11 protein-coding genes are annotated in these 14,890 nt (G+C 50.0%); all 11 read right to left on the reverse strand.

Translation table 11 applies throughout. The features are described 5' to 3' along the window. Positions 1-56 precede the first annotated feature (56 nt). The 11 genes from gap to ACQY69_RS07455 all read right to left on the reverse strand — a co-directional run bounded on the left by gap (position 57) and on the right by ACQY69_RS07455 (position 14,822). Positions 57-1,079, reverse strand: a complete 1,023-nt coding sequence (gene gap / locus ACQY69_RS07405; protein WP_428259867.1) for a type I glyceraldehyde-3-phosphate dehydrogenase — start codon at positions 1,077-1,079, stop codon at positions 57-59. Between the two features lie 27 nt (positions 1,080-1,106). After that, on the reverse strand, positions 1,107-2,816 hold the full coding sequence (gene ptsP, locus ACQY69_RS07410) for a phosphoenolpyruvate--protein phosphotransferase (protein ID WP_428259869.1): 1,710 nt from the start codon (positions 2,814-2,816) through the stop codon (positions 1,107-1,109). A 32-nt stretch (positions 2,817-2,848) separates the two neighbouring features. After that, on the reverse strand, positions 2,849-3,115 hold the full coding sequence (locus ACQY69_RS07415) for an HPr family phosphocarrier protein (RefSeq protein WP_428259871.1): 267 nt from the start codon (positions 3,113-3,115) through the stop codon (positions 2,849-2,851). Between the two features lie 39 nt (positions 3,116-3,154). After that, positions 3,155-5,134, reverse strand: a complete 1,980-nt coding sequence (locus tag ACQY69_RS07420) for a PTS fructose transporter subunit IIABC (RefSeq protein WP_428259873.1) — start codon at positions 5,132-5,134, stop codon at positions 3,155-3,157. 38 nt (positions 5,135-5,172) lie between these two features. Continuing rightward, complete coding sequence (gene pfkB / locus ACQY69_RS07425; protein ID WP_428259875.1) at positions 5,173-6,078, reverse strand: 1-phosphofructokinase; 906 nt, start codon at positions 6,076-6,078, stop codon at positions 5,173-5,175. A gap of 1 nt (position 6,079) precedes the next feature. Next, positions 6,080-6,826, reverse strand: a complete 747-nt coding sequence (locus tag ACQY69_RS07430) for a DeoR/GlpR family DNA-binding transcription regulator (RefSeq protein WP_428259877.1) — start codon at positions 6,824-6,826, stop codon at positions 6,080-6,082. A gap of 214 nt (positions 6,827-7,040) precedes the next feature. Beyond that, entirely contained in the window at positions 7,041-9,140 is a 2,100-nt protein-coding gene (locus tag ACQY69_RS07435; protein WP_428259879.1) for a polyribonucleotide nucleotidyltransferase, read from the reverse strand. 134 nt (positions 9,141-9,274) lie between these two features. Further along, entirely contained in the window at positions 9,275-9,541 is a 267-nt protein-coding gene (rpsO, locus tag ACQY69_RS07440; protein ID WP_428259881.1) for a 30S ribosomal protein S15, read from the reverse strand. A gap of 205 nt (positions 9,542-9,746) precedes the next feature. Continuing rightward, positions 9,747-11,183 (reverse strand): 4Fe-4S dicluster domain-containing protein, encoded by a 1,437-nt coding sequence (locus ACQY69_RS07445; protein WP_428259883.1) that lies wholly within the window; start codon positions 11,181-11,183, stop codon positions 9,747-9,749. Between the two features lie 143 nt (positions 11,184-11,326). Further along, positions 11,327-12,706 carry a TrpB-like pyridoxal phosphate-dependent enzyme gene (locus ACQY69_RS07450; RefSeq protein ID WP_428261032.1) on the reverse strand — a complete coding sequence of 460 codons (1,380 nt, stop codon included), beginning with the start codon at positions 12,704-12,706 and terminating at the stop codon, positions 11,327-11,329. Between the two features lie 793 nt (positions 12,707-13,499). Continuing rightward, on the reverse strand, positions 13,500-14,822 hold the full coding sequence (locus ACQY69_RS07455) for a hypothetical protein (RefSeq protein WP_428259885.1): 1,323 nt from the start codon (positions 14,820-14,822) through the stop codon (positions 13,500-13,502). Between the last annotated feature and the right edge of the window lie 68 nt (positions 14,823-14,890).

A 14,890-nucleotide genomic window follows, 5' to 3' on the forward strand; every position in this document is an offset into this window, starting at 1 on the left:
TGCCTTCCTTTTTTCATTCCCCCTGATTCGCCTTTTTCTATCAGTCTTATCAATGGTTACTGGAGAAGCGTCCCCATATGCCTGAGAGTCTTTATCAACTGTGATGTATAGCTCATCTCGTTATCGTACCAGGCTACGACTCTTACCTCGTATATATGGGTACCGCACTTCTCGGCCAGCGTCTGAGTAGCGTCGAAAAGCGAGCCGTAGGACATCCCTATGATGTCACTGGAGACCAGCTCTTCTTCGCTGTACCCGAAGGAATCGTTGGCCTCAGCCTTCATTGCCTCATTGATACCCTCGACCGATACGCTGTCTGTCATATCTTTGAGAGTAGCGTCCAGGATGGTAATGGATCCTGACGGAACAGGAACTCTCTGCGCTGATCCTATCAGCTTTCCGGCCAGCTCCGGTATTACCAGACCTATGGCCTTCGCTGCTCCTGTGCTGTTTGGAACGATATTGATCGCGCCAGCTCTGGCTCTTCTGAAATCTCCTTTTCTATGAGGTCCGTCCAGAATCATCTGATCTCCCGTGTATGCATGTATCGTAGTCATGAATCCTGTTCTCAGCTCTCTGTAATCGTTGAGTGCCTTGGCCATTGGAGCCAGACAGTTAGTAGTACAGCTGGCGCCTGAAACGATGTTATCATCCTTTGTAAGGATGTTGTGGTTCACGCCATAAACGATAGTAGGCAAATCGTTGCCGGCCGGCGCGGAAATCAGTACCTTCTTCGCTCCCGCGTCTATATGCGCCTGAGACTTGGCCTTAGACGCAAAGAACCCTGTACATTCCAGAACGATATCCACGTCCAGCTTGCCCCATGGGAGCTGAGCAGGATCAGCAGATGAAAATACAGGAATGAGCTTTCCGTCTACAGTAATGCTGTCCTCGCCATGCTCTACCGTATGTCCTCTGTATGCTCCCTGAACACTGTCATATTTCAGAAGATAGGCCAGCATCTCAGGCTTCGTCAGATCGTTTATCGCCACTACTTCAAACTCTTCATCATCAAAGATCTTTCTGAAGGCCAGCCTTCCTATCCTGCCAAATCCATTGATTGCAACTTTGATACTCATTTTAATACCCTCCTTATTCTGCATATATTATTTCTTGATACTGTTCAGGTAAGCTTCTGTTTCCTCAACAGTATGTAATGTCATGACCTTGCGGACTGTATCCTCCGCTTCCTGCCTGCTCCATAACGATATTGTCCTTCTGGTCGCCAGCACTTGTCGGCTTCCAACGCTGAACTCATCCAGTCCGAATCCCAGAAGACACGGTATGAGGGCCGGATCTGCCGCCGCTTCTCCGCACATCCCTACAGGAATGCCCGCTTTATGAGCAGCCTCACATACATTTCTTATCATCCTCAGGACTGCCGGCTGGTAAACGCTGTACAGATACGCCACCTTACCGTTCCCTCTGTCTGCCGACATCATATATCCCGTCAGATCATTGGTACCAATGCTGAAAAAATCAGCCTCTTCTGCCAGGATATCAGCAGTTGCCGCCGCGGCAGGCGTTTCCACCATTATGCCCAGACTGATATTTTGTCCAAACTCCTTGCCTTCAGCCTTCAGTTCTTCCACGGATTCATCTATGAGTTTCCTGACATCCCTTATCTCCTGCAGCTCTGTCACCATCGGCAGCATTATCCTTATATTCCCGGCAGTGTTTGCCCGCAGCAACGCTCTCAGCTGGGTTCTGAAAAGCTGCTGATTTTCAAGACAATATCTGATCGCCCTGAAGCCCATGAACGGGTTGTCCTCTTTGCCCATATCAAGATACTGTACATCCTTATCGCCTCCCACATCGAGAGTCCTGATTATCACCGGAGCCGGAGCGAACGCTTCAGCCACCTTTCTGTAGGAGGCCAGCTGCTCTTCCTCGTCGGGAGCCGAATCCCTGTCCATATACAGGAACTCCGTCCTGAAGAGCCCGATCCCTTCTGCGTCTCCGTCCTTTGCTGCCGAAACATCTCCGGCGTTTCCTATATTGGCAACGACTTCCTTTTTCTCTCCCGAAGCCGTGACTGTCATTTTCCCGCGGAATTCCTCCGTCAGCGCCTTTTGGCGACGGAACGCTTCAGCCTTTTCCTCACAGCATTTCTTTTCATCATTGTCGGGTGAGACTATGACATCTCCTGATATCCCATCAACGGCTACATCCTGTCCTTCTGCTATCAGCTTCGTAGCTCCGGCTACACTCAACACTGCCGGAACGCCCAAGGCTCTGGCCAGGATCGCCGAATGAGATGTGTACCCGCCTGTCTCCGCCACTATCCCGACCACTGACCCGGTCTTCATATCGACTGTCATAGATGGGGTCAGCTCATCAGTCACCAGCACAGACCCTTCAGGCAGCGAGGAGATATCCGGTCCTTCATTGCCCGTCAGCTTCTTGATCAACTCGTTGTTGATATCCCGTACGTCCGATGCCCTCTGCATCGTCAGTTCATCTCCCGTAGCTTCAAACATATCGGCAAAAAATCCCAGAGTCTTGTCCACAGCCTCCTCGGCGCAGCATCCATTGGATATATTTTCCTCTATCCCGGAAGCTACGGAAGGATCTTTCACCATCTCCACATGACTCAGCAGGATCCCGGCTTCCTGCTTCAAGCCTTTGGACTTCAAGCCTTCCGCCGCTTTTTCAGCATCCTTGATAAATCTGTCATAGGCTTCCCGAAATCTGGAGCGTTCTTTTTCACTGCTTTCGGCCTGTCTATATGTTTTTTCTCGTCCGCCGCTTTCGGACTTTATCACCACAGCCGTTCCACAGGCCATCCCTTCCGATACGGCAATACCCTTAAGCATGTTACACCTCCGCAGATTTCCTCCGATCTACTCTAATCTTCACCAAATCCCGATCCTATCATATCGGCAGCTTCATTGAGAGCCGCTTCCTCGTCGGAGCCTTCACACTGTATCTCGATCTCATCGCCGCACTTTATACAGGCCGCCACGATGGCCATCAGGCTCTTTCCGTTTATCTCATTTCCCTTGGCTATTATCTTTACATCTGAATCATATTTGCCCATGGCTTTCACCAGATCTGTCACCGGCCTCATATGAAACCCCTGGGAATTTACTACTTTCATCTTCTTAGATACCATCTTCTCATCCTCCGTTCACCATTGTCCCATTTGATTCGATTATTCTGCCGCCTTTTCCGCTACATTCTTCTTCAGGAGCGCCAGCATTATCATGCCTGCTACTGCCCCCGCTACCAGGGCTATCACATATCCCATCACATTTCCTACTACAGGGAATACGAAGATACCGCCGTGGGGAGCTCTCAGAGTACAGCCGAAGGCCATTGATATACCGCCAGCGATAGCCGAACCTACTATACAGGACGGTATAACTCTAAGGGGATCAGAAGCCGCATACGGTATGGCGCCTTCAGTAATGAAGCAGAGTCCCATTACATAATTGACAGGAGCCGACTTCAGTTCCGTAGCAGTCCACTTCCTCTTGAAGAATGTGGCGCAGAGTGCTATAGCGATAGGCGGTACCATTCCTCCTATCATGACAGCTGCCATGATGTCAAACCCACCTGTCGTGATAGCTGCGGTACCAAACACATAGGCCGCTTTGTTGAATGGCCCTCCCATGTCTATGGCCATCATTCCGGCGACGATACATCCCAATATTATCTTGCTGGCCTCTCCCATGGAGTTGAGGACATCGGTTATCCACTGGTTTAGGGCACCCACTGCCGGATTTATGGCGCACATGAAGAGGCCTATAAGTATGATCCCCAGCAACGGCAATATCAGTACCGGCAGCATGCTCTCGATAGATTTCGGCAGGAAAGAAAAGATCTTCCTCAACAGGAGCACGATATATCCTCCCGCAAATCCAGCGATCAATGCCCCCAGAAAACCCGATACCGCCGTGCTGTCGCCTGCGATCTGGCTGAATGTACATCCGATGGTCGCTATATATCCCCCTACGAATCCGACTGCCAGTCCCGGCCTGTCGGCTATGCTCCTGGCGATATACCCTGCCAGCACCGGAAGCATGAAGCTGAAAGCATATCCGCCTACAGTCTTGAAGAAAGCCGCCGCCGCTGTATAAGTACCAAAGGAGGCGTCCCTCGGCGCTCCGGCTATAGTATCTATCAGGAATGCCAGTGCCATCATTATTCCGCCGCCGATAACGAATGGCAACATGTATGAAACACCATTCATCAGATGCTTGTATATCTGTCTTCCCGTCGACTCCTTAGCGGTTTCCACGTCTGTCGTCTTTCCGCCTTCATACTTATACACAGGAGCTTTCCCATCTATGACTGCCTTTATCAGCTCTTCCGGCTCATTTATCCCTCTTGACACAGGGGTCTTCAGGACCGGTTTGCCATCGAACCTCATCATTTCCACGTTCTTGTCAGCGGCGATTATAACTCCATCAGCTTCCTTTATCTCCTCCGATGTCAGTACGTTCTGCGCGCCTCCTGAACCGTTGGTCTCGACTTTCATCTTTACGCCCATCTTGGCCGCCTGCTGCTCCAGCGCCTCAGCCGCCATATAAGTATGAGCGATTCCTGTAGGACATGCTGTGACAGCAACCACCTTGTACTGACGCTGCTGTGAAGCAGTCTCATCGCCGTCCTTTCGGTCAGCCTCATCCATTCCGTCAGCATCATCACCGGCATCTTTCTTTTCGCCGCCGAATTTCGCGTCTTCCGCTTCATCTATTATAGTCAGGAATTCATCTTTCGTCCCGGCTGCCAGCAATTTTTTCCGCAGCTCAAGATCCATCAATAAAGTCATGAGTCTGGACAATACTTCCAGATGAAGATCTCCGTTTTGAGGTGCCGCTATCATAAATAACAGATTAGACGGCTTGCCGTCCGGCGCCCCGTAATCGATGCCGTCCTTTACCGTCATGGCAGCGAGGCCCGGCTTGATCACCGCCCCGCTTTTGGCGTGCGGGATCGCTATTCCCTCACCCACAGCCGTGGTGCTTTCGGCTTCCCTGGCCAGGATATCCTCTCTGTACTTCTCCTTGTTGGAAATATTGCCCGCCTTATCGTGCATCTCGATAAGTGCCTCGATCGCTTCATTTTTGTCTGTAATGTCCGCATTGAGCATTATGGCTTTTTTGCTGAGCAAATTGGTTATACGCATTTTAACACTCCTTTCAGGTCGTTGTTAGGTCACTGTCATCACCTGTCAGCTCTTCTCAACTTTCCCAGGCAAGCCTCTATCAGACCCCTTTCGGCCAATCCCGGCGAGATCGCCGTGGCTGAGCCTGCTGCACTTCCCATATCCAGGGCATACTGATAATCTCCCGTCTCCATATACCCCGCAAGGAAACCCGCCACCATAGAATCTCCCGATCCCACGGTGTTTATCACATCTCCACTGCATACTCCCGCTTCATAACAGTTTCCATCTTCAGCTGCCAGCACTGCGCCGTCGCCGCCCATAGAAACTATTACGTTACGCGCGCCTTTCTCCCTCAGTCTGGACGCGCCTTCATACGCTGTTATCTCCATTCCGAATATCCCTTTCAACTCCTCCAGATTTGGCTTCACCAGGAATGGCCTGTATCTGAGAGCTCGCACCAGCAGTTCCCCATTGGTATCTACTATCAGCCTGATGTCTTTGCCCCCTGCCGCATCCATCAGCCTATCATAAGTGTCCTGAGGCATAGCTGCCGGAATGTTCCCCGATATTATCAGAATATCGCCATTCTCCATTTTCTCCAGCTTTTTCGTCAGCTGGCACAATTCCCCGTCGTCAGGGATGGCTCCCTGCCCGTTTATTTCTGTCTCTTTTTCCGCTTTTATCTTGACATTTATCCTCGTCACCCCTTCTCTGACGTGGACGAAATCAGTCTCGATACCGGCATCCTTCAACCCTTTCTCCAGAGCCTGCCCTGTAAAGCCACCTACGAATCCCAACGCCACGCTGGGCAATCCCAGTTCTTTGAGCACCCTTGATACATTTATCCCCTTCCCGCCGAAATAGTATTCTTCAGCAGTCGTTCTGTTGGTGGCTCCAGTTTCAAAGGAATCGAGATGGACTACATAGTCGATGGCCGGACTCACCGTCACCGTGTATATCATTTCAGTCCACCTCCTTTATCGCAGCATACTCTCTATATAAATCATTGTGCAATTTGTCGGTAATAATACAGCTTCCTTTCAATTTAGCGAATGTCACTGAAAATATTTTTTCGAATTTTGACGAATCGGCCAGCACATATACGTTCTTTGACAGCTTCACCGCTTCTTCTTTCACCATGGCCTCATCCAGATCCGGTGTAGTAAATCCTTTTTTGAGATCTATACCATTGGTACCCATGAAGCACTTTGTGAAATTATAGCTGGCCATGGACTGTACCGCTCTTGTCCCTATTATGGAAAGCGTTTTGGCTTTCACGCTGCCGCTGACGATCCCTACTTCGAACCCGCGGAGCGCCAGTTTACGCGCATGAACGATACCGTTGGTCATGTATGTCGCGCTGTGGTTTTCGATGTAATCTATCATCCTTTCCGTGGTTGTCCCGGCATCTATATATACCATGTCGCCATCCTCGATGAGTCCTGCCGCATATCTGGCGATCTCGTCCTTCTCCATCCTGTGATAAAGCGATTTGGCCGCCACATCCTCTTCAAAGGTGCTTACATCGTTTCCTATCCGCACCGCGCCGCCGAACACCTTTTTCAGACGCCCTTTAGCATCCAGTTCATTTATGTCACGTCGAACAGTAGATTCGCTGACATCGAGCAGTTCCGCCAGCTTTACGCTCTTTACTGCTCCATTGGAGTCCAGCTCCGCTAATATTCTGTTGAATCTCTCTTCCTGTAACATGTCCGCTCTCCTTTACGATTAAATGATAGCACATTTTCAGTCAAAGTCAATCATTTTCTTTCAAAATATTTCACTTTCAGTCATTTTCATTCAATCCAGAGTGGAAGCAAGGCCCATTTCCCATACAGTTCCATCGGCTCAGCGCCATACGCAAAAAAACTCCGCGCGGATGGTTCCCCATCTACACGGAGTTCGTATTTTCCCTTATCACATCTTACAGCAATTCTTTCCTGGAAAGATTTATCCTGTTCTGACTGTCGATCTCGGTAACCTTTACCTTTACCGTATCTCCAACGTTCATCACATCTTCGACTTTTTCCACGCGATGCTTTGCCATCTTGGAAATGTGGAGCAATCCTTCCTTGCCCGGAAGGATCTCGATAAACGCGCCGAACGGCATCACCCTGGTAACTTTGCCTTCATATATCTCACCAGGTTCCGGTTCCTTGATGAGCAGCTCGATCTCGGCCATTCCGGCTTCCGCCGATTTCATGTCGGGCGCCGCGATGTATACCAGTCCCGTGTCATCGATATCTATCTTCACCCCGGTGTCGGCGATAATCTTGTTGATGGTCTTGCCTCCCGGACCGATGACCGTTCTGATCTGGTCAGGATCTATCTGCATGGAAATTATCCTAGGCGCATACGGCGACAGCTCTGCTCTAGGCTCGGAAATCTCATCCAGCATCTCTTTCATTATATGCATCCTGCCTTCGTATGCCTGCTGAAGAGCCTGCTGCAGCACTTCTTTGGAAAGGCCGTGGACCTTGATATCCATCTGGATGGCCGTAACGCCCTTGGCCGTTCCCGCAACCTTGAAGTCCATATCGCCCAAAAAGTCTTCCATTCCCTGTATATCGGAAAGAATAGCCATTTTGCTGCTTCCATCCTCTTCCACTCGCTCGATAAGTCCCATGGCAATGCCGGCAACAGGGGCTTTGATAGGAACTCCCGCATCCATCAGCGCCAGACAGCTTCCACATACCGATGCCTGCGATGTGGATCCGTTGGATGAGAGGACTTCCGAAACCACTCTGATAGCATATGGGAATTCCTCTTCGTCAGGCAGCACCGGTATCAACGCTCTTTCAGCCAGCGCGCCATGCCCTATCTCTCTTCTTCCAGGGCTCCTCATCGGCCTGGCCTCGCCTACTGAATAAGGCGGGAAGTTATAGTGATGCATGTATCTCTTTTCCGTCTGTTCCGTTATCCCGTCTATGGTCTGAGCTTCGCTGAGAGGTCCCAGGGTAGCTATGGAAAGGACCTGTGTCTGTCCTCTCTTGAAAAGTCCGGAGCCGTGGGTCCTTGGGAGTATTCCCGTTTCACACCATATCGGTCTGATTTCCGTCCTCTTTCTGTTGTCAGGTCTTATCTCATCGTCCAGGATCAGGCTTCTCACCTGTTCCTTGGTTATAGCATAGAGCACATTGTCTATGTCCTTGCCGTTTTCCGGATATATCTCCTCAAAATGCTCCTTGGTCTCAGCTTCCACCGCATCCATGTTGTCCAGTCTTTCCATCTTATCGTAAGTCTGGATGGCGGTCCTCATCTTGTCTTCAGCATATTCTCTGACAGCAGCCTCTATGTCTTCAGGGACCTTGTAAAGATCCAGCTTCATCTTAGGCTTGCCGACTTCTTTCACTATCTCCTCGATGAATTCGACGATTTTCTTTATCTCCTCGTGAGCAAACATGATGGCGTCCAGGATAGTCTCCTCCGGCACTTCGTTGGCTCCGGCTTCAACCATCATGATAGCGTCCTTCGTTCCCGACACTACCAGGTGCATGGAGCTTTCCTCCCTCTGAGCGAGAGACGGATTTACGATAAACTGACCGTCCACCATACCAATGAGGACCGATCCTGTAGGACCATCCCATGGAATATCCGATATAGCCAGCGCTACCGAAGATCCTATCATAGCAGCTATCTCTGTCGGCGCATCCAGATCCACGCTCATGACTGTGGCTACTACCTGCACGTCGTTGAAAAACCCCTTAGGAAACAGAGGTCTCAGCGGCCTGTCCATCAGCCTTGAATTAAGGATAGCTTTTTCGCTGGGACGTCCTTCCCTCTTGATAAAGCCTCCCGGAATCTTCCCGGCGGCATACATTTTCTCTTCAAAATCACATGACAGCGGGAAAAAATCGATATCAGGCCTAGGCTCCTTGGAGGCCACTGCCGTAACGTTGACGACAGTATCTCCATATCTGACCATGACCTGTCCATTGGCCATTTCACATACCTTCCCGATCTCCAGCTGCAGCAGTTTTCCGCCTATAGCCGTCTTGAATGTTCTGTAATCAGTAAACCTCATAATAAACAACTACCTCCTGTTTATTTCTTCCTTCTGATTTGAAATTATGTAAGTATACCACATCAGCGGTATCCCCTACGCTATACAAAAATAGGCGGGGAATTTCCTGCCCCGCCTAAATTTTTAAGTTTAATTTACTTTCTCAAACCTAAACGAGTAATAAGATCTCTGTACCTTTCCAGGTCTTTCTCCTTCAGGTAATTGAGAAGGTTTCTTCTCTGACCTACCATCTTAAGGAGCCCTCTCCTCGAATGGTGGTCCTTCTTATGAACCTTAAGATGCTCGTTCAAATCGTTTATCCTGTAAGTCAATACAGCAATCTGAACCTCAGGAGAACCAGTGTCTCCTTCCTTTCTCTGGTACTCTTTGATGATTTCCGCTTTCTTTTCAGTAGTTATCATTTCATTCCTCCTTATGATGATACGCCTGCGGCCGAGCCGTCGTCGGAGTTTCGCCCGACTAAGCCTCAGGTAAAATCCTAACGATTAATGTTAGCATACGAATGGAAATATTGCAAGCTTTTCTTTTTTGCGAAATGACTCACCTCTTTTGCGGTGCAATGCTTCCCGCTCGAAAAATCGCCGCAAAAGCCGGTCGTCATTCTGCCTATCTGTTGTTTGCCTGCTCTACAGCTGTCTGTATCTCCTTTATCTTAGCACTGATACCATACGCCTCTATTTTCTTTCTGTTGGCTTTATCAACGTGAGTTAGACATGCGGCGCCTCCTATACAGCCTCCATCGCAGACCATACCCTCAATAAAGTTGTTAGGCAGCACACCGCGGGACGCTCTCATCAGTGCCGACTTGCACTGATCGATACCATCGCAGACGATAGGATCCACTTTGACTGCATCTCCACTTCTCTCTTTTACCGCTTCCGTCACTGCATCAGCCACGCCGCCGGATCTGGCGAAGTTCCTTCCGAACGGTGACGCAGTGCTGAGATCAGTCTCAGGCAGATTCTCCACTTCTATATCCTTACTGTCGATGAGCGCCTGCAATTCCTCGAAGGTAAGGACATAATCGATGTACTGACCTACCTTCGGATCCCGTATCTCTGCCTTCTTGGCAGTACACGGTCCGATGAAGACTACCTTGCAGTCAGGATCGTATTTTTTCAATAATTTTCCCGCTTCCGCCATAGGTGACAGATTTTCTGAAATGTACTGAGCCATGTCCGGGAAATTGGTCTTGATATACTGTACGAAGGCAGGGCAACAGGATGATGTCATCAGTTCCCGTTCCTGTAGCTCTTCCGCTTCGTTGTAAGCGACGATGTCAGCGCCCAGCGCCGCCTCCTCCACACCGTAAAATCCCACTTCCTTTATGGCGGTTATTATCTGTCCCGTCTTCGCGTAAGTGAACTGGCTGGCGATGGCTGGGGCCACCACTGCGTAAACCTTGAATTTCTCATTGTTTTCGCTGGCCATTATAGTCTTGATGACGTCGGTTATGCTGGAAACATCCAGCGTTGCGCCAAACGGACATTGATATACACAGGCACCACACGATATGCACTTTTCACTGTCTATCGTAGCGACACCATCTTTAGCCATATGTATAGCGTCTACTTTGCACGCCCTTTCACATGGCCTCTTGAAGTTGGTAATGGCGCTGTAAGGACATACTTCCGCGCACTTCCCGCATTCCACGCATTTCGCTTTGTCTATGTGTGCCATCTGCTCATCGTCAAAGGTGATCGCCCCCAGCTTGCATGCGTCTGAACATCTGTGAGCCACACATCCGCGGCAAAGATCCGTCACTACGTGTCCTGCCTCCGGACATTCATCGCAGGCTATGTCTATGACCTGTATTATGTTAGGGTCGTTCTTGTTTCCTCCGAGAGCTATCCTTATCCTCTCTGCGACGATAGCTCTGTCCTTGTAAATGCAGCAGCTCATCGGAGGAGCATCCTTTTTCACGATCTCATCGGCTATCTCGTTGAATACCATGAAAGCATCGTTTTCCCTCCACGTCTGCCATGCAAGCTCCATAAGGACCATATACTTTATTTCCTGTACTTTAGTATCAAAAATTCTCATAAAAACCTCACTTGTTAAATTTGTAACTTATCCCCTGCTTATATAATAGAGTATAAGTTGTGAGTTGTAAACACCTGTATTTTACAGAATCAAGCTTTTATATGGCCCTTACCACCCTTTTCCTGTTTTTCTCTGTTTCTTCCCTATTCCTGGATCCCTGGTATTTTAGGCAACGCATCGATGGCCGGCTTCAGATCCTCATCTGAAGGGACGTAATCACTCATGTTCCCTTCGTTGTAAGCGGCATAAGCCGTCATATCGAAATATCCTGTCCCCGTAAGGCCGAACAGGATCGTCTTTGATTCCCCCGCTTCCCTGCATCTGATAGCCTCATCGATAGCGCCTCTGATGGCGTGAGCCGATTCAGGCGCCGGAAGTATAGTCTCCAGCTTGGCGAACTGCACAGCCGCTTCAAATACTTTAGTCTGCTCGTAAGATACAGCCTCCATATACTTGTCATGATACAGTTTGGAAAGTATCGGCGACATGCCGTGATATCTCAGACCTCCGGCGTGATTGGCCGACGGCTTGAAAGTGCATCCCAGGGTATACATCTTTGCCATCGGTGTGATCTTGCCTGTATCGCAGAAATCATATTTATATACGCCTCTCGTAAGGGACGGGCATGAGGCCGGTTCCACAGCCACTATTCTCGGGGATGCTTTTCCTGTCAGCTTATCCTGCATGAACGGCGCGATTATCCCGCCCAGGTTTGAGCCGCCTCCGGCACATCCGATAACAATATCAGGATACTCATCCAGCATCTCCATGGCCAGCTTTGATTCCAGTCCTATTATGGACTGATGCAGCACCACCTGGTTGAGGACAGACCCCAGCACGTATTTGTAACCATCACTTGTAACGGCTCTCTCCACCGCCTCGGAAATGGCGCATCCCAGGCTCCCGCTGTTATCCGGATCCTCCGCCAGTATCTTCCTTCCGGCTTCCGTCCTGTCTGACGGGGATGCGAAGACCTTAGCTCCGAATGTCTTCATGATATCCTTCCTGAAAGGCTTTTGCTGAAATGATACCTTCACCATATAAACCTCCAGATCGAGGCCGAAGTAGGAGCATGCCTCAGACAGGGCCGTTCCCCACTGTCCGGCTCCCGTTTCCGTCGTCACTCCCCTGAGACCCTCTTTCTTCGCGTAATACGCCTGGGCTACCGCAGAATTGAGCTTGTGGCTTCCCGACGTGTTGTTGCCTTCGAACTTGTAGTATATCTTCGCCGGAGTGTCGAGGGCCTTTTCGAGATTGTACGCCCTGCAGAGAGGCGCCGGTCTGTATATCTTATATATGTCCATCACCTCGTCCGGTATGTCGAAATATCTCGTTTTGCCGTCCATCTCCTGTGCCGCAAGCTCTTTGCAGAACACGGGATAGAGATCCTCCAGCTCGGCAGGTTTTCCCGTCGCCGGATTTATCATGGGAGCGGGCTGCTCCTTCATGTCCGCTCTGAGGTTATACCATTGCTGAGGTATCTGGTCTTCCGTGAGATACAGCCTGTGTGGTACTTTAGTGATCATTGTCTTTCTCCTTTCTGATCCCTGATATCACCGATGCGGACATGACATAATAGAAAAGCGCTCCTGTCCAAGCTACGGGACAAAAGCGCTGCTTTTGCTATGCCACCCGGGAATATACACGATATCCCCATCTTTTCACGTACAGCTTCATACGTGCTCCCTTTGTAACGGGCGGAGATCCCGTCAGTTGCTACTCGGCGCCGCGTCATTGACGCGCTTTCCTTTCGTCTGCCCTCATAAGTCCATTCAATCCGGTCTCCGCTGCCGCATCCCACCATCCGCGGCTCTCTTCGAGTTTCGATCCGAACCTACTACTCTTAATCATCGGTTTAAAGTGTTATTGAATTACTATGATGCAATTATATTCATGATCGCCGCCTTTGTCAAGCATTTTTTCCAGATCGCTCTCTGCGGTACCTCTCTGCGGTACCGACTATCGCTTTTTGTCAAAACAGCACGGGTCAACGATAGTATCGGGCTGTTTTCGCGGCTTTTCGCGACCGGATTATCGCTATCACAGTCTGAAATTTAAATAGCGATAGCAAATATCCATATATTGTCAATTTGCTATCGCTATGAGCCTTAAAATCTCCATCTGCGATATTCTCTTCACAAAACCGTCCGAAAAACGGCGAATTCTATCGCTAATGGATGCCGGAAGAAAAATAACGATAATCGGGCGCTATTCACCCGCATCACCCGCATCACCCGGCATCACATGGCCGAAGGCCCGGCGCAGATCGCAGACCCGGGAATTTCCTTTCTTTCAACTGCGCCCGTATCTTCATGATCAGGGCAGGTTCGGAAACATGTACATGAACAGGGCACAGGCTATGGTGCCGCAGCACGTTGCGAGGCATGTAGCAACGAACATAGGCGGATAGCCGTCCTTCATCTTCAGGTCCGCGATGCCCAGATTGATGATTATCGCCGTCGACCATGGCAGCGTATCTATGGTCGAGCATGCATAGCAGCTCACACGATGTATGAGCGCAGGGCTCAAACCGGCCGCCTGACATCGTTCCGCTATAAGCGGGATACCTATACGGATCGCTGAAGATGAGCTTCCCGTAAGTCCCGCCACCAGCGAGATTGCCAGTATCAGTATCGCCACCGCAGGTATATCCATTTCAAAAATGCTGTCCAGCATACTCTGGAATGCCGGAAGCGTCTGCACTATCGCCGTGAATCCAACCATTGCGCCCACCGAGCTCACAGGTCCGAAAGCGCTTTTGCCTCCGTCGGCACAGCATTCCAGAAAGCCCTTCCCGCCATCTATGTGTCTGAAAAACAGCACTACCGACAGCAGCCACGCTATCATGGTTGCCGAGAATATGCCGACACCGAAAAAGTTGAAAAGCACGATGAGAACTATGAGCGGCAATAGCGCCATGAACAGATTCGGAGCCGGATTGTCGGCATCATGCTCATATACCTTATCCTGCGGCCCATACTCAAAGTGCATACCCCTTGCGACATCTCTTTTTATCATCACAGTCATTACGGTCGTCATTATGACCACTTCCACGACTGCCGCAAAAATTCCTCCGCAAAGCCCTGCATAAGAGGGAGTCCCCAGCGCCTGCATAGCCAGATTATTTACCACTTCGGCCGAACCGGGCGCACTCATTGCAAATGTATAAACTCCTCCCGAAAGTATACCCATTACGAACCTCTTGGGGATATCCGCCCTCTCCATTATGCGCAGAGCTATAGGATACATCGTCATAAGCATGACCAGCGAATTCATGCCGCAGTAGCAGATGACACCGGAAACGACAACCATCGAAAGTATCGCCATAACATACATTCTGGTAGGCGAAAGGCCTTCCCTGAACATCAGGTTGCAGAGCTTATCCGCTATCACCACTACAGCGCCGGAACGCTTATACGTCTCTGCAATAAGGCTTCCCGAGAATATTATCGGAAACAGTGTTTCAAACATCCCTGCAAACGCCGGGAAGAATACGTCCGTCATCGTGTCTCCGTACGGCATCCCGTTGAGGAATATTACTGCGGCGGCGGCAGCGATACCTATTATCACCGGATTCCAGCCTCTGACCATCAGAGTGACAACGATCGCCAGGCCGATTATCATACTGATATATTCCATGTCTTCTCTCCATTGTCAAAGCCGGGCAGCCGGTATGGCTGCCCGGCACATCTACGCCGTATATCTAT

Source organism: Gallibacter sp. Marseille-QA0791 (assembly GCF_965119705.1).
GTDB lineage: Bacteria > Bacillota > Clostridia > Peptostreptococcales > Anaerovoracaceae > Lentihominibacter > Lentihominibacter excrementipullorum.